General features: G+C 39.8%; 21 protein-coding genes. 5 read left to right on the top strand and 16 right to left on the bottom strand.

The genetic code is table 11. The features are described 5' to 3' along the window. Nucleotides 1-21 precede the first annotated feature (21 nt). A complete protein-coding gene (locus ACZ45G_RS06625) occupies nucleotides 22-267 on the bottom strand; it encodes a hypothetical protein (protein ID WP_464176258.1) in 246 nt (81 codons plus the stop codon). 165 nt (nucleotides 268-432) lie between these two features. On the opposite strand from ACZ45G_RS06625, the gene ACZ45G_RS06620 reads away from it, so the two are divergent. The 3 genes from ACZ45G_RS06620 to ACZ45G_RS06610 are packed head-to-tail and all read left to right on the top strand — an operon-like array spanning nucleotide 433 to nucleotide 3,190. After that, nucleotides 433-1,320 carry a tyrosine-type recombinase/integrase gene (locus ACZ45G_RS06620; RefSeq protein ID WP_464176256.1) on the top strand — a complete coding sequence of 296 codons (888 nt, stop codon included), beginning with the start codon at nucleotides 433-435 and terminating at the stop codon, nucleotides 1,318-1,320. Beyond that, nucleotides 1,317-2,225, top strand: a complete 909-nt coding sequence (locus ACZ45G_RS06615; RefSeq protein WP_464176254.1) for a tyrosine-type recombinase/integrase — start codon at nucleotides 1,317-1,319, stop codon at nucleotides 2,223-2,225. Before ACZ45G_RS06620 ends, ACZ45G_RS06615 begins: the two co-directional genes overlap by 4 nt. Next, entirely contained in the window at nucleotides 2,216-3,190 is a 975-nt protein-coding gene (locus tag ACZ45G_RS06610) for a tyrosine-type recombinase/integrase (protein WP_464176252.1), read from the top strand. The genes ACZ45G_RS06615 and ACZ45G_RS06610 overlap by 10 nt, the downstream gene beginning before the upstream one ends. A 405-nt stretch (nucleotides 3,191-3,595) precedes the next feature. On the opposite strand, the gene ACZ45G_RS06605 is transcribed toward ACZ45G_RS06610, so the two are convergent. From ACZ45G_RS06605 to ACZ45G_RS06555, 11 genes are all read right to left on the bottom strand, one after another. Then, nucleotides 3,596-4,015 carry a hypothetical protein gene (locus ACZ45G_RS06605; RefSeq protein WP_464176250.1) on the bottom strand — a complete coding sequence of 140 codons (420 nt, stop codon included), beginning with the start codon at nucleotides 4,013-4,015 and terminating at the stop codon, nucleotides 3,596-3,598. Between the two features lie 119 nt (nucleotides 4,016-4,134). Then, on the bottom strand, nucleotides 4,135-5,082 hold the full coding sequence (locus ACZ45G_RS06600) for an alpha/beta hydrolase (RefSeq protein WP_464176247.1): 948 nt from the start codon (nucleotides 5,080-5,082) through the stop codon (nucleotides 4,135-4,137). 516 nt (nucleotides 5,083-5,598) lie between these two features. Beyond that, nucleotides 5,599-9,519 (bottom strand): hypothetical protein, encoded by a 3,921-nt coding sequence (locus ACZ45G_RS06595; protein WP_464176245.1) that lies wholly within the window; start codon nucleotides 9,517-9,519, stop codon nucleotides 5,599-5,601. A gap of 370 nt (nucleotides 9,520-9,889) precedes the next feature. Further along, nucleotides 9,890-10,573: a hypothetical protein gene (locus ACZ45G_RS06590; RefSeq protein WP_464176243.1), complete on the bottom strand. Its 684-nt coding sequence runs from the start codon at nucleotides 10,571-10,573 to the stop codon at nucleotides 9,890-9,892. A gap of 68 nt (nucleotides 10,574-10,641) precedes the next feature. Next, nucleotides 10,642-11,196, bottom strand: a complete 555-nt coding sequence (locus ACZ45G_RS06585; RefSeq protein ID WP_464176241.1) for a hypothetical protein — start codon at nucleotides 11,194-11,196, stop codon at nucleotides 10,642-10,644. A 198-nt stretch (nucleotides 11,197-11,394) separates the two neighbouring features. Then, nucleotides 11,395-13,809: an AAA family ATPase gene (locus ACZ45G_RS06580; protein ID WP_464176239.1), complete on the bottom strand. Its 2,415-nt coding sequence runs from the start codon at nucleotides 13,807-13,809 to the stop codon at nucleotides 11,395-11,397. Nucleotides 13,810-13,841: 32 nt separating this feature from the next. Then, entirely contained in the window at nucleotides 13,842-14,012 is a 171-nt protein-coding gene (locus tag ACZ45G_RS06575; RefSeq protein WP_464176237.1) for a hypothetical protein, read from the bottom strand. A 253-nt stretch (nucleotides 14,013-14,265) separates the two neighbouring features. Next, nucleotides 14,266-15,081, bottom strand: a complete 816-nt coding sequence (locus tag ACZ45G_RS06570) for a hypothetical protein (RefSeq protein WP_464176235.1) — start codon at nucleotides 15,079-15,081, stop codon at nucleotides 14,266-14,268. 127 nt (nucleotides 15,082-15,208) lie between these two features. Further along, a complete protein-coding gene (locus tag ACZ45G_RS06565) occupies nucleotides 15,209-16,531 on the bottom strand; it encodes a hypothetical protein (RefSeq protein WP_464176233.1) in 1,323 nt (440 codons plus the stop codon). Between the two features lie 445 nt (nucleotides 16,532-16,976). Next, nucleotides 16,977-17,945: an FRG domain-containing protein gene (locus ACZ45G_RS06560; RefSeq protein ID WP_464176231.1), complete on the bottom strand. Its 969-nt coding sequence runs from the start codon at nucleotides 17,943-17,945 to the stop codon at nucleotides 16,977-16,979. Between the two features lie 306 nt (nucleotides 17,946-18,251). Next, nucleotides 18,252-18,956: a hypothetical protein gene (locus ACZ45G_RS06555; RefSeq protein WP_464176229.1), complete on the bottom strand. Its 705-nt coding sequence runs from the start codon at nucleotides 18,954-18,956 to the stop codon at nucleotides 18,252-18,254. Between the two features lie 584 nt (nucleotides 18,957-19,540). On the opposite strand from ACZ45G_RS06555, the gene ACZ45G_RS06550 reads away from it, so the two are divergent. Both ACZ45G_RS06550 and ACZ45G_RS06545 read left to right on the top strand, forming a co-directional pair. After that, nucleotides 19,541-20,431 (top strand): integron integrase, encoded by an 891-nt coding sequence (locus ACZ45G_RS06550; RefSeq protein WP_464176227.1) that lies wholly within the window; start codon nucleotides 19,541-19,543, stop codon nucleotides 20,429-20,431. A 378-nt stretch (nucleotides 20,432-20,809) separates the two neighbouring features. After that, nucleotides 20,810-21,733 carry a DMT family transporter gene (locus tag ACZ45G_RS06545; RefSeq protein ID WP_464176224.1) on the top strand — a complete coding sequence of 308 codons (924 nt, stop codon included), beginning with the start codon at nucleotides 20,810-20,812 and terminating at the stop codon, nucleotides 21,731-21,733. 33 nt (nucleotides 21,734-21,766) lie between these two features. On the opposite strand, the gene ACZ45G_RS06540 is transcribed toward ACZ45G_RS06545, so the two are convergent. From ACZ45G_RS06540 to fdhD, 4 genes are all read right to left on the bottom strand, one after another. Continuing rightward, nucleotides 21,767-23,875: a (Fe-S)-binding protein gene (locus tag ACZ45G_RS06540; protein WP_464176222.1), complete on the bottom strand. Its 2,109-nt coding sequence runs from the start codon at nucleotides 23,873-23,875 to the stop codon at nucleotides 21,767-21,769. Between the two features lie 96 nt (nucleotides 23,876-23,971). Continuing rightward, entirely contained in the window at nucleotides 23,972-24,931 is a 960-nt protein-coding gene (locus tag ACZ45G_RS06535; RefSeq protein WP_464176220.1) for an electron transfer flavoprotein subunit alpha/FixB family protein, read from the bottom strand. A gap of 87 nt (nucleotides 24,932-25,018) precedes the next feature. Beyond that, nucleotides 25,019-25,795, bottom strand: a complete 777-nt coding sequence (locus ACZ45G_RS06530) for an electron transfer flavoprotein subunit beta/FixA family protein (RefSeq protein ID WP_464176218.1) — start codon at nucleotides 25,793-25,795, stop codon at nucleotides 25,019-25,021. A gap of 50 nt (nucleotides 25,796-25,845) precedes the next feature. Next, nucleotides 25,846-26,667, bottom strand: a complete 822-nt coding sequence (gene fdhD / locus ACZ45G_RS06525; protein ID WP_464176216.1) for a formate dehydrogenase accessory sulfurtransferase FdhD — start codon at nucleotides 26,665-26,667, stop codon at nucleotides 25,846-25,848. Between the last annotated feature and the right edge of the window lie 3 nt (nucleotides 26,668-26,670).

Below are 26,670 nucleotides of genomic sequence, written 5' to 3'. Positions count from 1 at the left end.
ATTTTTAACATTTTGATTAAGCTATTTTAAAAAATACTCAGAAATAACGCCGTAAATAAGAATGAATATTACTCCTAAAAAACTTATTCCCATACCTCTTATTTCCATTTTATTTTTGAAAAACCGTTCCCAGGACAACTGATCTCTGTATATTTCTAGAATTCCTTTTTTGCAGGCTGAAATAAATTGGGAAGTTATTGCTATAAGAAAACCGATTGCAAATAAAAAGAGACCCAATAATAACAAAATGTCCGCTAAAACTTCCATATGTTGATAATGCCCTCTATTTGATAAACTTTTTATGCATAACCCCCAAACCCCGCGGTTAGCAAAAATTAAGGATTTGTAAGGTGTTCAATTTGTAGTAGAAGCATAGAGAACCTCCCAAACAGATATTTTTAACTTTTCTCCCAAAAAGAAAGGAGATCCTCTATGCTGAAAATCAAGATAGAACATTTTCTCGATTATTGTAAAGTATCAAATTTTGCAGCCAGATCTATTCAATCGTTAAGGGTAAGACTCAATGAATTCAACAGGTATGTTAACGAAGTGCCTGTTGAGTCGGTTCAAGACATCTCTTACAGGTATTTAAAAGAATTCATTACCCAGTATCGAGCCCCTTCCATCCATGTTAAAAAGGCCCGCATCTGGAGTTTGAGACAATTCTTTCATTTCTTAAAACTGAACGGATGGATAAAAACAAATATTGCTTCGGATTTCCCCTATCCTAAGATTGAAAAAACAATACCCTATTTTTTAACCATTGAAGAATATAACAGTCTTTTGAACTTTTTTTATCGCAGGGCATCAGATGCTTCCGGCTTTCGAAATCTTGTCATGATTATGATGCTAGGGCTCCTTGGTCTGCGGTTGTCTTCTGTTATTTGCCTTAATGTTGAAGATGTGGACATTGAAACCGGTTTATTGCAAATCATCGAAAAAGGGGGAAAGCAACGCCCACTGATCATGCCCAATATTTTATGCCTTGTCCTGAACCAATATTTTGACTTTCTTGAGAACAAACAAGGTCCTTTATTTTTATCAAAAACAAACAAACGAATTTCTCCACGGACTTTACAGGATGTTTTTCAAAAGGCTGCCGGTTTGCTTGATATTGATAAACACCTTCATGCCCATCTATTTCGTCATACCGCTGCGACCCATCTCAATAAGGTTTCTGATCCTGAAATTACCAAACATGTTCTGGGTCATATGAGAAGCAATAGCACGAAAAAATATACCCACCTCAATCCGGATCAATTTGCGGTTTATATGCAAATCCATCCCTATATGGGGCGTAACATGGAGGTGAACCCATGATTGCCCTGCTGGATGAATACAAAACACAGCTGTCTGACGTCAACGGATATGTGGATCAGACGGTTGAAAACTATGCTTCCTGTATGGGTATGTTTGCCCGGTATTTAAAGGAGCAGGGTGACATTCCAATAGTCCAGGTCCAGGGAACACACATTTGTCTATGGATAGCCCATTTAAAACAAAAGGGGTTTAGCTACAGCCGGATGGAGCACCATCGATCTGCTTTAAAAATCTTTTATGCCATGCTGGTTAAACTGGATATCATGACAAAAAGTCCAGCCCAAGCATTACCAAAATTGAAAAAAAATGGTCCCAGTTCAGTGATGCCGGTGTCAAAAGCCATTGTTTTTAAACTACTAAACATCGTTGATCGGTCCACATGGATGGAGAATCGCAATTACCTTATTCTATCGTTACTGTGGGCGCTTGGATTAAGAGTCAGTGAACTTACCCGGCTTGTTATTGGATCTTTTGAACCTGGGTATGGTCCAAAAATCGGGCTTTTGCGGGTAAAAGGAAAAAATAAAAAACAGCGGGCTTTGTTTGTGGTGGATAAATTGTATGATAATCTCCTGGCGTATCTGGCCCACCCCAAGACATTGAAGTTTAAAAAAGATCCCATGTTCCCGGTTGAAAGTGGAACAGCCATATCAACCGACCGGGTTCAAAGAAAGCTGCGCCAGTATTGCAAAAAAGCCGGTATCACAGAAAGGATCACTCCCCATGTGCTCAGGCATTCCTTTGCCACTGAAATGTATCACGCCAGGGTGCCGCTTTATGCCATCCAGGCGATGATGGGCCATTCCAACACGGCTGAAACCGCAATTTACATCAAGGTCAATGACAACTTCAAACAGGAAGCATTGAACCAGCTGGTTATTAATGGGAGGCCGTCATGGGGGTAAGCACAATAGATTTTTTCAGCCACATTGAACCATTTATGAATTATCGATCAATGGTTTATGATGTCAGTGATCAGACTATCAAAAGCAATCGAAGCGACCTTAAACTATTTGAAACTTTCATGGGTGATCAGCAGCATGAAACCGTCACCGGCCCTGCGGTGATGGATTTCCAGTATTATCTGAAAACCCAACGTAAAAATTGCGGTGGATCACTCAATCGAAAATTATTTACCCTGCGAAGTTACTCCCATTATTTGAGGCTCCAGGAGGTAGATGATGCTGAAAAATTACCATTTCATGATGTTTTAAAGGTCCGGCAGGGATATCGGAACCGGCCGGATGCCTTGACTGCCGAACAGATCAAACAGCTTTTAGATACCATAGACCGTAGCACATGTCTTGGGGTCCGAGATTATGCCATCTATGCCTTAATGTATTTATGCGGCCTCAGGGTCGGTGAAGTCTTTGGTCTGGATCTCACCGGTATCGATTTAAAGACCAAAGAAATCACTGTGACTGGAAAAGGCAAAAGAATCCGTACGCTTCACTTGAGCCAGGAACTGTTCCAGATCCTTTCGGAATATCTTGCTGTACGAACATTCTTTTATAAACATGATTATCGAAACGCTCTGTTTATATCAAAGAAAGGAAATCGCCTGGCCATTCGCACCATGGAAGACAACTTCAAAAAAATAGTGTTGAAATCCGGATTACAAACACGGTTCAATGTGTCTTGCCATACCCTGCGGCACTCTTTTGCTTCCCATCTTAATGATAAAGAAGTGGATATGCTTGTCATTAAAAGCTTGATGGGGCATTCAACAACAAGAAGTACAGAAATCTACATTCATCCTTCCATGCAAAAAGTAAAGCTGGCAATGGAAAAACTACCCGGCGTTATTTTTATGAATGAGCTTATAAAAAAAGGGGGTACTATTTTTAGTTTTCAAGAGCTGCGAACATAGGCAGAATAAAGGTCAGATAGTACTTAATTTTTTGAAAATTGCAATTTTCATGGATCAGTGCGCCTAATGAGCATTTTTTCTTAAGTTTTTTGTATTGCCTTAAAAATAATTTTATGCCACTGTCAGTTATTGAACGGAGTTCTTCATGTCTTTTTACTTTAGACACCTTCCAATTGCGCATAACTTTTGTTCTGACCGCGGGGTTCTTTGCTCTTCAGCGGTCGCGGCTTTTTGCGATCCGTTGCAAGAGCAAAGTTAGAAAACAATTTTGATTTTTTGCGCTTTCTTTAAAAATATGAAAATTATAGTTTCCATAATGTTTGATGGCACTACCAGGCAGATTCAGAATTATCTATCATTTCAGCTAAGTCGAATCAATGAGAGAGACAGGGCAGCCTGATTTGTTTACAGATTAGCAATTATTTGATTTTTCTTTTCCTGCGATTGATTCCAAATAAAGTGTCTGGAATATGCTTCTTCTAATTTATGGTCTCCGGATTTTGAAAAACGTAAAATACTATGTTTGGCCTTTCCTTGTTCGTGATAGACAGTATTCTTAGGCACCATATTCAGATCGTAAGAGTGGAAACCCATAATTCTTAAAATCCGGTTGGCTTTGGAAAGACTTCCCTCAAAAATACGCTCAAGATAAGGGACCTGACCTTTAAGCCATGCATTATATTTCTTTTTATTCAAATTTCCCATTTCCAATAATACTCCAACTGGAGAAACCTCATCAGTTTTTGAAAGTACTTTTGCAACAGCAAGAACAACGCGTGGGTAATATTTGTCTTTTCTGTATGTATTTAATGTTACTTTTTTCATAATTCTAAGAGACCAACGCCACTAATCAAAAGTGACACATGTTTATATGGCTTTTATTAAGCCGCACCCCTTTGAATTGCAATAAATTAAAGGACTCCGGCCTACTGTCGATTGTAATTCTACATTTTGCTTTTCTTAATAAAACTAACAATTGCCTCTATTAATTCTGGTTTTATTGGTAATTCTGGCTGATTATAAGTTTGAATGTTTTTCAACCTGTCTAATTCTGCTTCCTTAAAAATGTGGTTCATGCCTTTTATAATCCTCTTTTCTGCTTTCTGATTTGCTTGAGCAAGTATCTTGGCATCTTTTTCACTCACTTGAATGTCTGTTGAACCTTGGACAATCAATACAGGAATCTTCAGTTTAGCTATCTCTTTTGATGGGTCATATTTAAACCATGAAATCATATATGGTTGTACGCTTGGACGGAACAATGAATACAGCATCGGATTAACATCGGTTACAATTTCTCCTTTAACAAGTTTATCAATGATTGGTAATGCGATATCTAAAACTTCAGGAGGCTGTACTTTTAACTGATCTTTTAATATTTTGTCTGCAGATTCTCCAATCCCTGCAATTGATATGAATTTATAGACACCTTTCTCATGAGATGCAATCATGCCAATTAAAGAGCCCTCACTATGACCAATAACAATGATTTGAGTGAACCTTTTATTTTTTTTTAGAAAATCAATCCATCCTTTAGCATCGTCAATATATGTTTCAAAACGTAAATCGATTTCTTTTAATCCTGCATTCCTGCTTTTGCCTATCGCTCTTTTATCATACCTTAGTGATGCAATTCCGCTTTTAAGTAATTCAGTTGCTAGCATTTTCAACGAATTGTTTTTCATCATAGGATTATTACCATCTCTGTCTGTTGGTCCAGAGCCAGCAATAATCAATGCAACAGGAATATCTGTTTTTCCCTTTTGAGCAAGGAGCGTTCCTTCTATTGTTCCTGTCTTTGTTTTAAGCTTTACAATTTGTTCAGACTCGCCCGCTGGTAGGTTAGAGGTCATAAACAGCATCATAACTATTGCAAAGATTCTGATTTTCATAGATGTTCCCTTTTTAACTAAAAGCGTTTTATCAATAGTCCCGCTCACAAAGAAGCCTGGACTGTTGGGTTCCAACATACTGTTATTGGTTCTGGACTGGTCGATCCGGCAAGCGGGATTATTGATAAAATGTTGTTGAACAATGCCGCAGGCCTTGGCCGAAAACCTCTGTTTTTACTATGGGGTTTATATCGAGTGCTGTCTGGTTGTGCAAGGATAAATCGGTATGTTTTTTGAAGAAAATCATTACTTGTCATCATTCGTACAATGCCGAGTTGAACAGCGACTGATAAGTCTGACTGGTCGAACTCGTTGTTCAATTCGCCTGCGGTTCGTCACACTTAACAACTCGGCATTCAAAGCGCCGCAGGCGCTTTGAACAATTAAATCACCGGTTCATCCGGTGCATTTTTTGGTTGTAATAAGTATGGTGTCCCCCGAATTCCCCCCGAATTCCCCCGAATTCCCCCGAATTCCCGAATTCTCGGCGAATTCTGAATTCTGGCAAAAAAACAATTACATACGTCCCTCTTCCTTTTCACTTTGACGCTCTCTTTCTATTTGCTTCTCCAGTCCTCGATAAGTTTCACGCGCCCAAAACGCCATGTCATTATTTGGGTGTTTATACCATTCTTTCAGTGGCTTTAAATACACTTTCAGATATGGCACAAGTGAACCTGACCATGAGCTTGGACGAAAGCGACGAGCCAAAGCATAGCGAAATTTTTCGACTGACCCAAAATTATCCGTCAGTTTTATCAAGCTTGGGTGCCAAGTAGTGTTCCCTTTTTCATTTAGTGTAAAAAGTGGGTAGAAATGACATAAAAATGGTGCACGGCCAACTGGTTCAATTTTAGCCCATTCAATACACCTCTTTTCAGGTATCCCGAACAATACTCCTTCGATATTATGACGATTACTTCCAGAACCATGTAAAGGCGCCCCTGTGAAACGTTTGAGTCGATCTACTTCACGTGGTGTTGCTATCTCGAAAAATCGTGACAGAACATCCCATAATGGTGCAGGTTTCTTTTCGACCAAAAACAGGATTATTTTTTGAACCGAATCATCTAAGGCCGAGAACACACTATAATTGTCTACTTGACACAGTTTTGTAATTTGTGTGCTTAGGGCAGTAGCGAACTTATCATCTACGCCGTAATGACGATAGACCAATCGAACAATCTGTTCAAAACGATACCCTCTTCCAGTACCCCTTCTCCTTTCTGCTTTCTCTAGTATCTTAGGAGAGAGAATTTGTTGTTTAAGCCATTCAGCAACTTGTTTATTCAGTTCAGATCGACCATGTTGATACATAAATATAATCTCAAGTGCCGCCCAAAACCCATCTGTTTCATGGTTCAATGCAAGTTCGTCAACAAAAGGGATTATGTCAGCAGCATTGAGATGATCCAACCCCCTCCCGTATGACAAAACTACACAATCTGCTGCTTCAATTTGCCCTTCTTTTAAGTTCAGGATAAGTTCCTTCAACCTTTCTACAGAAATCATGACGGCGGTATAAATGTTAACTATTTGCCCCTGGAGGACATTTGATTTTAGCGCGAGCTTTATACACTTTTTCGCAATTTTGGGATCCCTTTCATCTATACCTGTTAACATTCCCCGGATAAACTGAAAATTCTTATCGTCCTCATAACTTTCAATGACCTGTAAAGCTTTCTTAAAGGTTCCTAAAGGATCAACAACTCTAAGTGCTAACTCGTGTGCAAAAGGAAAAACACCGTTTAACTCTTCTGCCGCCATAGAGAGGATCGCTCGATCTGTAAGTTCTTTCTCCACCGCAATTTCTTGGGCACTTGCTATAGCCATTCTTGATGAGTATTCAAAATCCATAGTAGAGTCATCTCCTGAGTTATAATCCACATCAGGATCGTGAATATCTGCCGTCCAAAATTTGGTATAAAGAAGGGCCTTTTGTACAGGATCGCTCGGCAACAGACTGTCATAAAATTCTCTAATTTGATCAGAAAATTCTTCCTGCGCACCCTTTCGATCATAGTAAAGCCAGGAACTAACACCTTTAATTGCTTCCAACCAAATTCCTTTTTCTTTAGCAATCAGTTCAACGACTTTCTTAATATCATCAAGCAAATTTTCACATATAAATGAACGAATTGCGGAAGAAATAATATCTTCACATCGTTTAGAGAATTTTGGAAATTCTGAACGAATTTTGACTAAACGCTCAAGGCCACTCCGGTGAAAATCAAAAACTTCATTCCATTTCTTCGCTTGCCAATCTTTCAAGGGTGGTAGACTACCGATCTCTTCAGAACCTCCAGACCGAGAAAAATGTCCTCTCTCAAGAGTATTCTCTAATGCTTCAACGCATATTGCAATAATCCTCTCATCTCTATAATTAATGCCTTCATCAAGCACTGCAAATCTATCATTAGGCCCTGCTTCTGTTCCACTCAAACGCAAATGAAAAAGTTGCTTGAAGACTCCTGTCGCGTTACTACTCCAACTTTCTGTTTCAGCAGCAGCCAACTTTAATAGTAGCCGAGCCGCTATAACAAAAGTCTCACTCCGAAAGACAAGTTTTTCTAAAGCCCACACTAAATTGCGGCGACAATTTTCTATCCCGACCAACTCCTCCAGAGATAGCACCCCAAAAACTCTATTGATAGTTTCAGCGACACCGTCCGGATTAACGTGAACTAAGGCATCTATACACTCAGAATTAAAATCATTATTTAATGCTTCGAGGGTGCCAAGCCTACCATCAAATGCAAGTAAATTTTTTGAGACGTTAACAACCGTTTCAGATGTGTCGAAATGACGCCATTGCCTCAGAAAATCTTTCACTAGTTCCTGCGGTGCGGTTTCAATAAAACGCAAAACACTTTTTACACGAAGCAAATCAAGTCTTCTTAATCCCAGAAATATGGCAATTGGCAATGGTTGTGCGGAAAAAAAACGACCCCGTCGATTTACTATTTGATATTGTGAAGCTTGTGATGCCCCTGCCAGATACTCATACATTTCATCGCCCGTTTGACGAGCCAATTCCTCAGCGACAAAATCAATTTGGCCGCTAACTTCTTCATCTGCTCCCAAACGATTAAACAACGAGAGACATTCAATTGCTCTTATATGATCCGGCGATGTTATACAAAAACCCATAAAAATTCTTTCAACAACGTCTTCAATGGATTTTAGTATATGCGCATTTTTTGAATAATTATCCGTCGCTAATACTGCAATTCGAGGATACCCCCCGCTTAGTTTTTGGATAAAGGAGACATCCGATTCCTTTGCCTTAGGAAAGCGTTGCAGAATGATGCCATTAATAAGTGATTCATCAGCAGGTAGGACTGAAATGTTTAAGCCAGCATCCTGGCTTTTTATGATAGGTCGATTATCATTCCCAACCGTAAGCACTCTTAGTTTACTGCCCTCAGCTGTTATGATATCACCAAGTTTGTCTGCAACTTCGCGTGGGCACTCGTCAACAATAATAAGTGAAGATTTTCCTGAGTCTGAAATATTTTGGGATATTTGAAATATCTGACGGCCAACATCTCTGTAGTCACAATAAATTGTTGAGGTTGATAACGAAATTTTAGCTAAAGAATCTTCTTCTTTGAATATTTCGTAAACCAACCGCGTTTTTCCAACTCCTGAAGCTCCCAAGAGCCTTACAAAATTTTTAAAGCCGGCTAAGTGATCAACAATTCGCTCTTTGCACTTGTTAAAGTGCAATTTATTTTGACCGCTTGGGTCATCTTCTAAATGCCCAGAGCTGTTTTTTGAAATGACCGCGAAACGACCTGTGACATCATCGACACGAGCTATTGACGAGATCTCCGCCTTGTGCCCCCATTTTTCTATAGTTTGAAAACCAGCAAAACCAAGCCCTGATTGGCGCTCATTAAGCCAGACAGAAACAGCCGGGTGCTGTGACACCCACGCTGCAATCTTGTTGGCATCGTATATATCGATAGCTTTTAATTTACTGGGATCACCTCCAGCTTCGCTAATACCATCTTTTATACCCTTTATCCGATTGTCATATTTTTTCCCGACCAAAACAGCACTTGTGAAACCAACATACGATCCACGCATATCAAGAGCCGTCTTAGCAGCTGCATTTAATATTCTCTTAGCATCTTTTTTTTGACTACCTTTCGTCCAAACCTCTTTCTTCCAATCAGCAGGGTCAAGTTTGCCAGCCTTAGCTTGAAAAATATTGAACCTTGCAGGGAAGTAATCTGTTTCCTTAAGACCACCTTTCCATGAAGCTCTTGCGTCTTCTCCGCCATCAGGCACATTAATTTGCAGTGGAACAGAAATACCACGGAGACATATCCCCGCTAACTGGGCCTCAGCATGGAGCAATTTTCTCATAAGCTCGACAAGCTTTTTGCCGTCCAATGACTCAATTTGGGATGGCTCTACATCAAAAATCATAATAAAATTTGTCCAGTACTATTACGCCCAATCACGTGCATTCCTTATACCTCGCTTTCATTACTTTATAAATCCCCAAAGTGCCCCTGCATAAGACTCTTCCAAAGCTTCCCATGATTTGGCACAAAAAAGTCCAGCATCTCTTGAACTATGCAAAAAAATAGACAGAACTATATTTGTGTGTTTCTTGAGTTAAGATATTTCCAAAAAAAGTAAACCTGATGTAACGCTGCTCTTCACCAGTGGGAACGAAGCGGTAGCGAAGTTTCCATCTGTGTGTAAGAGCATTGTTGATTATATTTCAAAATTGGTTTAACTCAGATTATAGTTTCTTGGGGGAGGATCACTTTCGAGTTGTTGATGCATAATATCATATGCGATCAGGTTTATGTGCGTAGAAAGCCATTGAGTTGGAGTCTTTAGGATCGTATTGTCCAACTATAGTCCATACCCTAATATGATTTTTTATGCAGAAATTCAATAAAGCCTGCGCAATTGGATGAGGATTATTTTCATTTGAAATTTGAATAATTATCCCATTCCATTCTTTCCCATCATCTTTAGTTGATTTTATAGCTAAATTGGTGGGAGATTCTAATTTTGGATAATTGTGTCTGGCTAATAGATTCTCTATTTGATCTACTAAGCGTGCTCCATCTTGAGATTGTCCAGGAAATTTTACGGAATATATTTTTGAGAGAAATGAACTATCCATATGTTTTATTGTTTCAGACAAAATATTACCTAATTCTTCCAATTCCTTTTCTGTTAACTCAAAATCATGTAGTTCATCTATCTCATGTTCAAGTTCTTGAATCTTCTTTTGTTTAATTTTTAAATCTTTTTGATAATTTTGTATGCTATTATCTAATTTAGTATTTGCTGCAAGCAGGTCATTTTTACCTTCAATTAATTCATCTATTTTCCCATCTTTTTTTCGTATCTCCGATGTCAAATTTTGATTTGTTTCATTATTTGAGATAGTAGTTCCGTAATATGTAAGTATTGTGCCTCCCATTGTCAGGAGAATTCCGATTATAGTAATCCAATGCATTCTTTAATCCTTCGCACTTAACGTATAGGTTAACCGATGAGCTTAGCAAGCCCGTGTTGATTAGTTTGTTATGTTCTTTTTTCAAGCTCACGCGTGCCGCTTGGCTTGATATTTATAGTTGAAAAACCTGCTTCAGTTAGAATTTTATACATTCCCTCTGAAGGAGCATAACAGCGAGCATACAGCTTAGTTCCTTTGGGACAATAAAGTAAAAACTTTTTGATCATGTTTGTCCCGTTACCTCTGTTTCGGAATTTTGTGCATATACCAGCCATTAAGATTTCGATATCTTTCTCGCCGCTTCCTTGATTTTTTTCAGTAACGAAGAGAAAACCGACATTTCTATTTTTTTTCTTGCCACCGTATAGCCATAGTTTCCCGCTTTTTCTTTCTAGACCTTTAGAGCCTGGCATGGTAATGCCGAGACCATTTTGCACCTCGTGAAACATTGTGCGGTAATTTCTTTGAATAGAAGGTTTGAGGATACTTTTGTCGTAATGGCCGAGCTTTGCTCCCTCTATTACTTGAGCAATGGCGAAGTCGATATCAACAGGGGCAGCAGCCCGCAGGAAATAGCGGAAAAAATTAACTTTTCTGATAGTTTCTTTTAAAAAATTATTCATATTTTTTTAATGCCGAGTTGAACAGCGACTGATAAGTCTGACTGGTCTAACTCGTTGTTCAATTCGCCTGCGGTTCGTCACACTTAACAACTCGGCATTCAAAGCGCCGCAGGCGCGTTGAACTTTGGAAATCTGCGGTTTATCCGTCAGCATTTCCGTTGTTAGGACTTATTTCAAAACTTGATCCCACGTTCACAGTTAAGTGCTCTCAAAACCGATGCTCTGAAGTAAAGCTGAATATTGCTCAGGGTCAGTCTCTCTAATTTTCTGAAGAATAAAATTTGCTGCCGTCTTCATTTCTGGCACTTCGGTAGGTGTCGAGCCTCTTTCAAAAATACCTGCCAAATGTGAATATTCGTTGTTAATTCTATCGGTTAAAATAGCGGGGATTTGGTCATTTCCAAAAAAACAGCTAAGCGTTTCTTTATTCATTCCTTGATTTGGATATTTATAGTACAAATATATTTCAAAAAATTTTCTGGTATTATTCCCAAAATTATAGAAGGTTGTATAATTTTTATCATCAACCACTTCAATTAATGCGCATTCATGTATTTGATTGAATAGATAATTGAATTCTGTCACGTAGTCTTTTAGATATCTTGGCATTAAAAAGATATGGCTTATTTGGTCAGAGCGGTTAATGATAAAATATTGAGATTCCTTTTTATTTAATGCCCCAGGCAATCTTTTTAAGTATTTAAGAAAATCCAAACTGTGAGTGGATATAAATAGCTGTTTAAATCGTTCTCGCTCTTTTGTCTTTCCATTCTCTTCATATTTTTCTGGAGTAACAATTTTGGCATTAATTAAACTGTAAACGAAAAAAATATGGTTTGCATCCAGGCTGGAAATTGGATCATCAATCCATACAATTGGCTGATTGCCTTTTGTTTCGACATCTTCCAGCTTGGCCATGAAATAACAGAAAGCTATCAAGCTACACTCACCTTCACTAAGGTGAAAAGCTTTCTGATCATTCCGGGTAACTTCGAACCGATATCCAGCAGGGCCTTCCTCGGAAGTATTTTCTATTGCTTTGAGAGAGAGAGACTGATGACCAAAAAAATTATTTAAATAATCATTAACCTTATCAGCGCCCTTACTCTCATCTTTTAACTGGGCTTTTAACTCACTAATTCCGACTTTTTTTTCTGCAACTTTTGTCTGAGCATCGATTTTGGCCAGTTTCGCATTATCCATTGTGTCTTTTAGTGTTTCTATAATTGTGCATTCATCGCTGTATTTTATGTCAGTGATAAATGTAGAAACCTCATGAAGGCGTAGTATAGTTCGTGCTTTTGATTGCTGAGCACTTAAGGACGCTGTAAATTCATTGGAATTAATCCGTAACTCTTCATAAGAATTACGAATAGCATCCAAACTCTGCACTGTTGAAGTCGGTTCGATAAATGTACAAGATTTGAATATATCATTTATACGTTCTGAGAGTTGGGTTTTTATTGATTCAAGTGCTTCACAATATGCTGTTGATTGGGCGACAAATTCACTTTCTAAAATTTCCAAATCTGAACTGAAACTCGAATAAAAATCTGAGGTTTTAATCTTAATCAGTTTGGGGCTTCGCTTTTTCTCTGTTTCAATAGATGAAATCAAGCTATTAATAGCAGTTCGCAACGCCTCCGATTCTTTGTTGAAATGCTTGTCTAACTTTCCCCAAAGGTCTGAAGGTAAATCATTACCACAAAAAGCACAGCGACTTCTTTTTTCTTTATGGTGTTCTCTACCGTCCCGAACCCATGTTTCCAAAATAGCATCATTCAATAATTCTTGAATGGGATCAGATGCTTGAATTTTCTTTTCAATTAACTCTTTTGCCTTGGAGACTAAAGTTGAGTATTTCAGATTAAAATCAGTAGATTCCTGGATTTCTTTCTTCGGCTCTTCCTTAAGTAGGTCATGGTATTGATCAAGTTGTTTTGAAGTTATTTGAGTATATGATTCCGCACAAACAGTCTTTATGTCAGCTTTAATTTTTGGTGAATTGTAGGTTACTACACCAAAAATTTTATTGTGCTTAATTCCAGTTCCGGCTTTATTGGCTTTATCCCGAAGTTTGTTTTCGAGACTGGATGAATTGGTCTCATATTGCCTTTTGGTCAACTGAAAATTACCAACAGCTTGAATCATCTTACCAATTAAACCTGACTTATCTTCATCAGTACCAAGTTCGGCTTCGAGGGTTTTTATCTCTTCTTCAAGCTTAGCATTATCTTCTCCAAGAATTGCAAAAGAATTGATAGTCTGTTCATCATCGACAATAAAACGCAAATTTTCTTTCACAAAATCCTCGTTGAAAACTCGAATAACCTGTCCATGATTCGTTAGTAAATCTTGGGTAACATTTGCGCTTTCATCAAGGCTCAACTGAAATTTAGGAAAAGAATACTTATCCGAGATAGCCCCTGTCTCCATTGCTCTAAGAATCCTAGAGAGAGTTGTTTTTCCAGAATAGTTCCGCCCGTAAAGGATATTTATCTTTTTAAACTCAGCTATATTGTTGCCATCATCTCTGACGGAGGTGGCCCATTGAAAATTCTTAAAGACCGCCATATCTTTTATCGTATCAATCTTTGTTATATTACCTACCATTATTTATTCCTTTAATGCGGTTTTATACAATTTCATTCCTCAATTTGATCAAGCCACTCTTTATCAATTTTCAAAATCCGAAAAGGAACATTTTGATTTTTAATGAAAACGATTACCTTAGAAAACATTTCTTGTTTTATATTGATAGCAGTGCGCCGACTAAAATTTTGTTCTTTCCAACTTTGAATAATATTTTTGGGCAAATAGAATCCAAATTTGGCGTGTTGATTTATGCTTAATGTCCAATAGTGTCAAACAGCGTCGAACTTTGACCCCTTTCAGCTTGATATTGACCCCATTTACAAATTTAACGATAAGAGTTGCTTCCCCTTGAGATAGTTGACTGATGTGGCTTTTAGAGAAATTATTTTTTATCAGAGAAGGTTAATATTCGACGCTGTTTTTCTTTAAAAGGGGTCATTATTGCACGCTGTTTAACAGTTATGGATCTTTTTTTTAATACATTCGGGTTTCTGTGATCTCCTGAGACGGTTTGAGGCCACACTCATCTAAGAAATTTTTTAGGTCTTGGTAGTGCGACCTATAGGTTGCGGTTTTTATGATTTTGGGACTGAAATTTAAGCTAAGTTCTGAGATGTTTTTTTCAGAAGCATATCGGTAGAATAAAGGTTCGATTAGCTTTAGCAATATTTTTGCTGCTTTCATTTTTTGATCGTCTTTTTTGGAATCACAATGTGCATTTATGGCGTATCTGAATGAGCCTAATACGATATCAATTACCGAACTAAAATGTGATTGACCTATGGCAGAATAGTGAAATCCAACAATATTTTTGAGCCGCATTTCTTTGGAATAGGGAAGTCCAGTCAAACCGGTTGAGAACTTTTTACGAAGATGGGAGTCAATTTGTTTGTCGCTAAATCGATCTATGAGACATAACCCGTATTGAGAAGAACGATTTAGAAAACAATCAAAATGGTAAAGTATTCTGTTAATTTCTTTCCTTCTTGCTTCGTCAGGGTTTGTTGCTATTTTATGTAAAATTACCGAGGTTAAAAAAATGCAACTGTTTTCAATGGCGGCTTCAATAATGGATTGTTTTACTTGAATGAAATCTTGATGCGTGAGTCGCTCTGGTTTCGGATTAAATTTTAATGAAAAATCTGGTGGAATCGAATGATCTTCTCGAATTGTTTCAATAGCATCATGAAGGCATTTGGCTTTTTCACCAGGTATGATAACCCCACCGTACACAAAAAAGAAATTATCTTTTGGCTCTAAATTTGTTTCATCGCAATATAATAAATGCATATCGATAGCCTATCAATTGTGGAACGGTCTGTGATTCATAACTTTGAACATCTGCGGCTTGTCCGTAGCATGTTCGTTGTTAGAATTAAGTATAGTGCCCCCCGATATAGTAAGGCACATAACACAATCAACTGTCTGCTTTATCATCAACTGCTTTAGCTGTCCTCAACATTAATTCTAAGAGACCATCAGTTTCGAAAATATTTGTATCTTTAACAACAACTGTAGTCGGTGACTCAACCATTTCAATATATTTCGTTATTACTGGTGAAAGTATTTCTTTTAATGAAGTAATTTCTTTTTCAAATAAGTTTTCAATTTCATCAATCTTTGAAAAATCTTTATGTATGTAGATGGCTATTTTCTTTTTTTGTCCGAATAAGTGTGGCGGATTTTTAAAATCTGAGAAATCATTTTTTAATACTTTTTCAGCAATCAAGAATAATCTTTTTTTAATTTCAAAGATTATTGTTTCATCAGAAGCTTTAGTTTTAAAATATTTTTCTCCTAACGGTTTTGGAGTATTGTGCGAATAAAATCTACCATGGATTTTATCAAATAAGTAAGGCATTGCAGCTTGCCTTGTAAACGGTGAAACATAAAGCAAATGCCCCATACCAGAAATTTCAAGGGATGCTTTTTTAATCACACCAGTTATAAATGTTTCATCCAAATTGACCTTTGCATTAATAATTGGCTTTATACAATTTTCCAAAAATGCTTTAAAATCATTTTTAATATAAGAGGTGGGTATTCCAAATATATCTACAATGCCAAATCGGAAACGCTTGTCTTCTGGGATTTTTGATATTCTACTAGTCAATACCTTTAAATCAATATCTGTAATGGAATCTAATGACGATTTTAATTCTGAGTTTTGTTGTTCCAATCTCTCGAATCTTTCAACTAAAAGTTCATTATTTTTAAGAGCTTCTCCTTGAATTTTATCGGTAGCAGATTCAATTGTTTTTTTTATGTAATCATTAACTCGATTTAATTCTTCGAATATTTGAATATGATCTGAAGTGAATGTTTTGAAAATAATTTCTTGAATTTTCGATAGAGTAAGTGCCGATGTGCTCGGATTTTTTAAAAGATATGTCATAAATGAATCTTTAAAATATGACATAATTTCTTTTGCAGTCTCAAGTATTTCGCCTTCATTTTCAATGAAAAAATCACCAAAAATTGCAAACTGAATAGCCAGTTTTTCACCTTCTATAAATTTTTCTCCATCCTTAAATTTATTAATTTCATTTTGAGCTACTTCGCCCATAATTACTTTTTCGAGGTTATCTGAGTCAATTTCAACTGACTTTACTTTCGCAAAGTGAATACATGTATCATCAATCGCACTTTTTAAAGGATCTCTAAAACCATCCATCAATCCACTTGCAGTAGTATAAAAGATTGCTGCAATAACACTATCCGAAATTCCAATATATGACACTTTAATTGTCCTTATTTTTTTAAACTTTTTAAATTCAAAAACGGCCGAAAAAATCTGTGGCGTAGTCCGCAGCATTTTTTTTGTTTTAGGGCTGTTTAAAATTGTTTAACTCTGTTCCCAGGCTTTTGGGGTAGGATCAATCTGAATTTATTAATTTCACATAAGAAAGCCCCCTAACCCTATTTGCTCAGTGTCACTTTTATCTTGCGCTGGTATACTCCTTTAAAATATGGTATCCGAAATTGGATACCGACAGAAGTTATACACGATTTGTGCTTTTTTTGCCGCATTGCGGCTTCGTCCAACACCCAGCATCAGCTGCAGGCTTCGTGCCTGGAGCGTAGAGGAAGGCTTGGCGCGTGTTTTTGCCTCAGCAAAAACCGTGACAAAGAAATCGACAGTTGCATGCGATTGTTATGTTTCTTGATATATGTTCTTCTTAAGCCTATAATATTTTTGATGTATTTTCATCAATATATTTTTTCAAACCTTCTTCATCAGGAAACAGAGTAATTGCATTAACATTTATATGATTCATAAATAATTCTAGTTCAGTTTTAAGACCATAGGGAATAACCAATTTTATAATATCGTCCCAAAAAATATAATTTAAATCATCACATATCAAGTTATAATAAATTTTTGCCTTTTTACTAATATCATTCTCGAATATATGTTTTATGTCTTGATATTCGCCATTAAATGCAGAGGCCAAATTTTCAATAAATTTTTTATTAAAATCTGTTTGCATTATAAAAAGACCTTGCTGCATCATAATTCTTTTATTCTTCTTTTTGGGTTCCACAATAAGAATAGATGTTGGAAACTCATCATTTCTCTCGATATCCAAACATTTGTCTGCAATATCATGCATTCTATTAAAAAATATTTCATCACTATAATTATTGTCTTTAGCAATAAATTCATCTTTTTTTTCCAAAAAAACATTCAATTTATGGTCCTTCTTGGATAATTTTGTTATTAAATTAGTTTTATTTATCATATATACAGAACCATTTTTAAAAAATTCGTATTTATTTTCAATGACAAAATATAATGCTATAAACAATGATTTTGTAAAATCTAATAATCGTGTTTTATAACCATAATGTTGCATCAAAGAAAAAGCATCAACATAGTCATCAAAATTCATATCTTCGGTTTTAACAAAATGATGCGCTGATGAGACAAATCCTTTATAAAGTTTTTTTTCATAGCGTTTTATTCGATTGTTTGAATTTTCAAAATCGTAAATATTGAAATTTCTTTCTACGCTTGGCGAAAATTTCCATTCAGAATTTGCTTGACCACGGAAAACAAATTCAAGGCTTGATCTATTTAATCGTTCTATAATATCAATTAGATCAGTAATACTGCTTATAATTAATTCACTATGCTTAATATCTGATTTCATATCTTATCCCTTCTAAAAGATAACAATGAGTTTTAATTTAAATATATTACCTTTCTTTCTCATTTTATTTTATACACTTATAATGTTTCAATTAGTTTATTTAATAAAAATCTGAAACATAATGCCGAGTTGAGCTGCGACTGATAAGGATGTCCGCTCAAACTCGTTGTTCTATGTGCCTGCGGCGGGCGAGAGACTTAACTCAACTCGGCATTCAATGCGCCGCAGGCGCATTGAACTCGTGGTTCAGGGGTTGCAGTGCAATCCCCTGCAACCAATTGTTGGGCATTTAATTACCTTAAATTATTACTTTATTATTGGCTTTAAATCTTGAAAAAACTTACGCACCTTCGGAAGGATATAATCAATATATTCAAATTGTACGGAAATTTTTCCCGAAATCTGATTGCATGACTCAACCTTTTGGGCAACTTCAACCAAACCATTTTCAATCAACTTCTTGATAGTCCCATTTTTGGTAGAAAGCCATCCGTCATTGTGTGTAATTGCATTCCTTAGGTCTTTAAGGCCAAGGATTTCCGCCCATTCTTTATTTTTATCAAGTTCCAGGTTTAGACCGAGATTTTTTATTAGATATTTTTTTGTAGAATCTAAATAACCACTATCTCTTGGTTCGATTGTTTCGTTATCGTGCTTCTGTCTATCTTGTCGAATCACATCGCAAAGATCACACATCCCAACTTCTATATGTGAATATATTTTGATAATTATAAGTTCAATAGCAGCTTTACTAAAAACTTCATCTATCTTTAAATAATCTTCACCATAAAAATCATAATAGCTCTCAAGTTCTTCTTCATTCAGACCACGAGAGCCTTCCTCTAAACGCATAGAAGTGGTATCTTTTTCCCGCTTCAGAGCAGATTTAACAAAATCAATAAAGTCGATTATTTGGTCAAACCCATTCATGATTGAACGATGGATCATTGGCGATAGTTTGACGCCTTTCCTTAACTTTTTAATCTTATCTGATTTGTCATTTTCATCCATAATTTCCTCTTATATGCCCAACAAGTAGTTGACCGAGTCCGGATAGTTGGGATATGCGGGTGCGGATATCATTCAAAAAACAGGATATTTGACAATATTTACAAAATAGCTTATTTTTTTAACCGTATATCATTCATATTCGGGTGATATCTTGAATTGGATATCATGATGAAAATAATACCACAAGAGTTGTTGAAACAATTTGATGAAAGGTTAAACGCAAAGGGTATTTCTTCGAATCACCACCTATTTTACCGGAAATGGCTGCGGTACTATCTTGATTTTTGTAATAAATACAAAAATGATCCTCGGAATCCAGATAGTTTGCCTGATTTCATCAACAAACTGAGAAAAAAAATCAGCCTGAGCCTCTTCAAAAGCAGGCCTATCAAAGCGTTCTCGTTTATTATGAATTGTATAATATCTGTCCGGGGTGGCTGAAACAGCAATCTGCTGTCCCCCATGTCCGGGAGAGAACCGCCTCCTATGTTTCAGTCAATAAAAGTTTTCATGAGGCTTGGAAACTGGTTTATGAAAAGCTGGGGAATGAGATCAAGGTTAGACACTACTCTCCTAAGACATATATGGCATACAGTAAATGGGTCAGGAATTTTCAACAATTTTTAAAGGGCAAGTTACCTGAGGTTTTAGAGGTTGATGACGTCAAAGAGTTCTTAACATACCTTGCAGTGGAGCAAAAGGTAGCGGCTTCTTCCCAGAATCAGGCGTTTAACGCGCTTTTATTTTTTTTCAGACATATTCTGGGAAAAGAGTTTGGTAAGGTAGAGGGTGTGGTAAGGGCCAAAAGAAAACCGTATATTCCTGTAGTTTTATCCCGTTCTGAAATTGATCTGATCATTGGAAAATTGAGGTATCCCTATAACCTGGTGGTAAAAATTTTATATGGATGCGGGCTAAGGCTTGCCGAATGCATGAACATAAGGATCAATAATTTTAACCTGGATGCGAGTGTTTTAACTATTCATGACGGCAAAGGGAAAAAAGATCGGACCGTGCCGCTGCCTATAACGATCATGCCGGAAATTAACCGGCAGTTTGAGATGGTAAGGAAAATACACAGACAGGACCTTAAAGAGGGAACTGCAGGTGTATTTATGTTTGAATCCATTGAGAAAAAGTACAAAAATGCCGGACAGGAATTCCACTGGCAGTGGTTTTTCCCTGCTAAAGAGTTGACATGGGTTTCTGAAGCAGGAGAATACCGAAGGGCCCATCTTCATGACCGTCATGTTCAGAGGGCCATTAAGTCTGCAGTAAACCGAGCCCAATTGAGCAAGCGGGCAACCGCCCACACCTTGCGCCACAGCTTTGCAAGTCACCTGCTCCAGGCCAATTATGATATCCGAACGATCCAGGAACTTTTAGGGCACTCTGATGTGAGGACCACCATGATTTATACCCATACAGTTCGGTCAAGAACACTCAAAGAATCAAAGAGCCCCCTTGATTTTTAGGAGATATAAAGAAATAGCTCCGCTCTTTCCATTACATGGATCGCGGTGAGAGAATAAGCTAAGTAATCCTTATAGGGAAAATAAAAAAAAAGCAAACGGGTAAGACCTTAAATCTTAAGTTTTACCCGATTAGACCCTGATACCGGCGGTATTATTTTTCATCCCAAATACTATCTACCCTGTTGAAACAGGTGGGGGAAATTGAGAAGTTACGACCTCTTTTTTGTAGCATCCTTTTTCCCCTTGGTATGGTATATCATGTATTCTTCCGGATAAGAGCCCGGCAAGTTCGTACTTGACCTTAAAAAAGATGTGGGAAAGAAGGCAGGAGACCGGTTAGTAACCATTGCACCGTGGAATAAGAATGAGTTAAGGCATATGAGAAACAAGGTATTATCGATGAATGAAGGGGTCTCAAGAATAAACAGCCCGCTGGTCGGGGCGGCTTTGGTGGTATTGGCCGCATCTTTCTGGGGGTTGTCCGGCATCTTTGTGACAATCATTCTGAAAAATTCGTCCGGAACGCCTATATCCCTGGCTTTCTGGCGGGATACGGCCGCCTTTGCTACCCTGTTTTTGTTTACCCTTTTAACCCATCCCCAGAACCTGAAAATTGAGCGAAGAGATATCCCCGGCCTTGTGGGCATGGGATTTTTTCTGGGTGGATTTCACATTTTTTACAATCAAAGCGTCCTGCTCAACGGTGCTGCCGTCACCACGGTATTGCAGGCTGCCATGCCGGGTGTGGTCACGGTGGCTGCATTTTACCTCTGGAAAGAAAAATTGACCCGGGCCAAGGTCGGATCCATGCTGGTTATTTTCATCGGCACTGCCCTGGCCTCGGGTGTCAATATTTTTTCACTGGAACAGACACATACCGCCGGCCTCATGGCCGGGCTTATTGTACCTTTTTTCTATGCCGGCTGGAGTCTGTGCGGAAAAAACATGGTGGCAAAATACGGGGCAACCGCCAGCCTTTCCATTGCATTTGGTGTGGCATCCCTGATGCTCTTGCCTCTTCAACCCTTTACACCCCAACCATTGCCACTGAACCCGACCATTGGTATCGCTTTTTGCGGATTGATTGTTATCTCCACCTTTGGTTCCTTTACCCTCTATCTTATGGGGATGAAATATATTCAGGCCGGGGTTGCCAGTATCCTGGTGATGTCTGAAATTCTCTTTGCCTGTGTTTTTGCCTGGTTTCTTTTAGGAGAACGGCTTACCTTTGTTCAGATGGTGGGGACCCTCCTTGTGATCGCAGGTGTTGCCTGGTTGTCATGCCGACAGGACACGCCATAAAAAAACGTGAAATATTATGGAAGAAATTGATCCCTAGGCCATATTATTTGCCACAAGTTCTGCAATATCCTGGGTTCGTATTTCTTCTTCCTTGTTCAATTCCTTCATGCCGTCTTCAAGCATGGTCAGGCAGAAGGGACACGCCACGGCCAGGGTTGCCACTTTGTGTTCTGCTATTTCTTCTGCCCGGTCCAGATTGATACGTTTGCCAATGGTCTCTTCCATCCACATTCTTCCACCACCGGCACCGCAGCAAAAACTCTCCTGGCCCTTCCGGTCAAGTTCTGTGAGCCCCTCCGTTGAAAGGGATTGCAAAATTAATCTGGGTTCATCGTAAATTGAATTGTACCGGCCCAGGTAACAAGGATCGTGGTAGGTCAGTACCCCCTCCAGGGAATTTTTCAGGGTGATTTTACCGGAACTTACGAGCTGTGCTATGAACTGGGTATGATGGATCACTTCGTAATTCCCGCCCATTTGGGGATATTCATTTTTAAGGGTATTGAGGCAATGGGGGCAGGCTGCGATGATCTTTTTTACCTTGTAATTGTTCAGGGTTTCGATGTTTTCCTGGGCCACCATCTGGTACATCATCTCATTGCCGGCACGCCGGGCAAAATCACCGGTGCATTTTTCTTCCGTTCCTAAAATGGCAAAGCTGATACCCGCCTTTTGTAAAATTTTCACCAGGCTTACGGACACTTTTTTACTTCGGTCATCAAAGGAACCAGCACAGCCGACCCAGAGCAGATAGTCAACATCCGCATCATCGGCCATGGTTTTAACCTCCAGCCCCGCAGCCCAATCAGCACGCTTGTCATAGCCGATGCCCCAGGGATTTCCATTGCGTTCAAGCCCCTTAAAGGCCACGTTCAGCTCCTTGGGATAGGCTTCGGCCATCAATGTCTGGCCCTGGCGCATGGCAATGATCCTGGGAACATGCTCAATGGTGACAGGACAGACCTGTTCACACGCCCGGCAGGTGGTGCAGGCCCAGAGAGCGTCTTCAGATATCACCCCACCGATCAATGGCTTTTTGCTATTGAGTTCGGCCATGGCCGCCTTGATTTCTTCGATTTTTTCGGGGTCGTCGGCGTCTTTGAGGGTGGCGGCCAGGGCTGCTCTTTTAATCAAATTGTCTGCATTTTCCAATAGTTCAAATTTCAGGCTGTCATTGAAATCAAGCAGATTTAACGGCTTATCCGTGGTGTAGGTGGGGCAAACCTCCTTACACCGGCCGCACTCGGTACAAGTATACAGATCCAATCCCTGTTTCCAATTGAGCTGATGGATGTGATTGAGCCCCAGGGATTCATCCTCCCAGGCGGCTTCATCTTCCAGATCCAGAACTTTTGATCGTTCATGGGGATAGCCCAGGCTCTTTAGAAACACATTGGGCAGAGCCGTGATGACATGGAAATGTTTTCCTGTAGGCAGTAAATTAAGGAAGATCAATTGGGTGGTAATATGCAGCCAGAACATGGCGACCAACAGATATCCGGTGGCAGCGGACCCCATCCCTGAAATGAGGGATGCCGCCCCGACCGATACAGGTGTCCAGAGAAACTCGTGACCAAACCGGGAATTATTAAAGAAATCAAGGTCACCAGGATTATGATGCAGGACAATCAAATTATAGCGGGCCCCGTCCAGCAGAAGATCGGAAATCATCAAGATTCCGATCAAGACCAGAACAAGGTAGGCTTCCTTGGTATTGTGCATCCGGGTGGGCTTGAGGACAGCCCGACGATAGATGGCATAGATCACCATCAACAACACAATTCCCTCCATGATGTCTTTTAAGCAGATATACAGATACCCGATCAGGAACTCATCTCCCAGGAACGGCAGTTGAAACCCGTGTATAAACCCTTCCCCGTAAAGGGTCAGGCTGCGGATGATCAGAGTGCAGAATCCCCAAAAGATAAAGGCATGCATGATACCGGATGCCCACTCTTTTTTTCTTCCCACCAGGCGTTTCTGGCCAATGGCGATGACCACCATGTTTTTGAGCCGCTGGGCGATATGGTCGGTCCGGTTTGTGGGTTCCAGTGCCATGAGCAATCGGATTTTGAAATACATGGTTCGGCCGAAAACAGCCAGCCCGACAATGAGCAGTGCAGACATCAAAAGGGGATTCATAAATACCTCATCAACAATTATTGTACGAATAGGGGATTAGGGGTTGGGCAGTCCAAAGACACCAGGACCCTGAACTGCCCATTGGAAAGCTTAAGTTTACCCTCTAATTTTTTTTATCTCTTCTTGAAGAATCGGCACCACCTCAAAGAGATCTCCGACAATACCATAGTCCGCCACGTTGAAGATAGGCGCTTCCGGGTCTTTGTTCACTGCCAGAATTGTTTTTGCACCGGTCATCCCTGCAAGGTGCTGAATGGCCCCGGAGATACCCATGGCCATGTAGAGGGAAGGGGCGACGATTTTACCGGTCTGCCCGACCTGCTTATTGTGTGCCATGAGCCCGCTGTCCACCATGGCACGGGAAGAGCCGAACCCGGCACCAAGATCGTTGGCCAGTCCTTTTACAAGATCGATACCGGCCTGATCCTTGGCCCCCCGACCCACTGAAATAACAATGTCGGCATCGGCAAGATCGATGTCACCACTGGCATCTGACAAAATTTCTTTGATAACCGCTCTCAGATCTGCTGCGGGAATGGCGAGCTTTACCGCATTCTCGGTTCCGGTCAAGCCGGCAGTTGCCTCAAAGGCCCCTGCCCTGACAACGGCCACCAGGATTTGGGTATTGACCTTGATGCGCTGGATCACCTTGCCTGCAATAGCGGGTCTGACTACCTGGATCTGTTCTCCGTCCAGGGTCACATCAGTAATTTCCGTTGCGCAGGCCGCATTTAGCTGAGCCGCAACTCTTGGGGCAACGGTCTTGCCTGTTTCGGAAAACCCAAACCAGATCATGGTGGCGTCAAAGGCTTTGGCTGCTTCAACAACACAAGCGGCATAGGGACCTGCAGAAAATAGGGCAAGACTTGGGTCATCAGCCATGTACTGGGTATCAGACCCTACAGCTGCCAACTCGCTGGTGAGCGATTCGATATTGCTGCCGATAGCCACAACGGCTGTTTTAGCCCCCAGCTGTTTTGCTTTTGATAAGAGTTCGGCTGTGCTGCCTTTTAGAACACCGTCTTTGATGTCTGCGATTACGAGTATGTTCGCCATATTGTTTTCCTCTCTTATTTGTTGGATCGGGTATGAATCGGGTATGAATCAGGATTAATGTCCAAGGTAACCAGGATAAAAAATTATCTAAAAAACCTTGGCTTCACTGGCCAGAAGCGCAACGACCTGGGCGGTAATTTCGGCGGCATCGCCTTCAAATTTTTGCCCGGCCTGGCGGGTTTCCGATTTCATGAATTCAGCAATTTCCGATTTGGCAGCACCCACCTCATCAGGGGTTGTCCCCAGTTCTGCCAGATCCATTGTCTGGATTTTCTTTTTCTTTGCCATCATGATACCCCTCATGGCCGGCAATCGAGGTTCATTAATACTATCACTCACCGTAACCACGGCAGGCAGGGTAAGTTCTACAATTTCGGTTCCTGTATCCCCCAATCGGGATACAGATATTTTTGTCTCATCCAGCACCTCAATGGCAATCACATTGGAGACGCAGGGAAGGTCAAGGTACTCGGCCAGCATAATCCCGGTCTGGCCGCTGTCTGTGTCCTGGGCCTGTTTTCCGGTGAGAATCAGGTCATAATCCCCCTTCTCATAAACCTTTTGCAACACCTTGGCAAAAACAGCGCTATCCGTTGCCGTCAGTGACGGATCATCAATCAGAATCCCGTTTTCAATTCCCATGGCATAGCACTTGCGGATCATATCAATGTTGTCGTCCCCGCCGATGCTCACCAGGGTTGTTTCGGCCCCATTATTTTCCTTGAGCTGAACAGCGGCTTCCACTGCATTTTCATCCCAGGCATTAATCACATATTGCAGGCCATCTTCGATAATGGCACCGTTCTCAATGTGGATGTTCAATTCCACATCAACTACCTTTTTTACGGTTGTGAGAATTTTCAAATTGTCCTCCTCATTATGCTAGTTGATTATATATGGGTTTAGCAAGATAATTAATTTTCAATGTTTGTTTTGATGCGGTGTTTACCACAGGCAATTATCAATTCAGATTCCTTCCCGGGAAACGCCAGGGTCATGTTAAGGGACTGTCCCATTTGTACCGCAAGGGCGGTGGGTCTTGAATTGGAAATTATGATGGGAATCTGGGCCCTGGCAGCTTTTTGAACCAGTTCATAACTGATCCTTGAAGAAAGAACCAGGAGGCTTGCCGTTGTGATTGTTTTGTTCACAACGGTTTTCCCGATTGCCTTGTCCAGACCATTGTGCCGGCCCACATCCTCGGCAAAGGCAATGGCCTTAAGGGTGTGATCAAATAAAAGGGCTGCATGGGAGCCCCGGGTCCGCTGGTAATATTTCTGATTTTTGGAAAGTTTGTTCATGCAGTCAAAGGCATCGCCCAGCTCAATTTCGAATCCGTCCGGGGCCGGTGTTAATATCTGGTTTAAGTCTTCGATCATTTTTTTGCCGCAGATACCGCAACTGGTCTGGCTGACGTAACTCTTTCTTTTCAGAAGATGGGGAATCTTTTTTCGCCGTTCGAGGGTCAGCCAGACGTCCACCACATTGGCATCCATTTGCCGGTCATATCCAATTCTCTTGATATCATCAAGACTATCGATAATGCCCTCTCCAAGACAAAACCCGGTTGCGTGAACCAACTCATCGCCAGGGGTTCTCATCACCACTGAATAGGGGTTGTCCTCGATGCGGATCAAAAAGGGTTCTTCTCCGATCAGTTCAAGGGAATCGGTTTTACAGCTCCCCTCTTTACACCAAACGGATTGATAAAAGTTTGTTTGTTTTCCCGGGCTCAATTG

Source organism: Desulfoconvexum algidum, assembly GCF_055382125.1.
The sequence above is the reverse complement of the archived record's forward strand: the minus strand, read 5'-3'. Positions and strand labels throughout refer to the sequence as shown.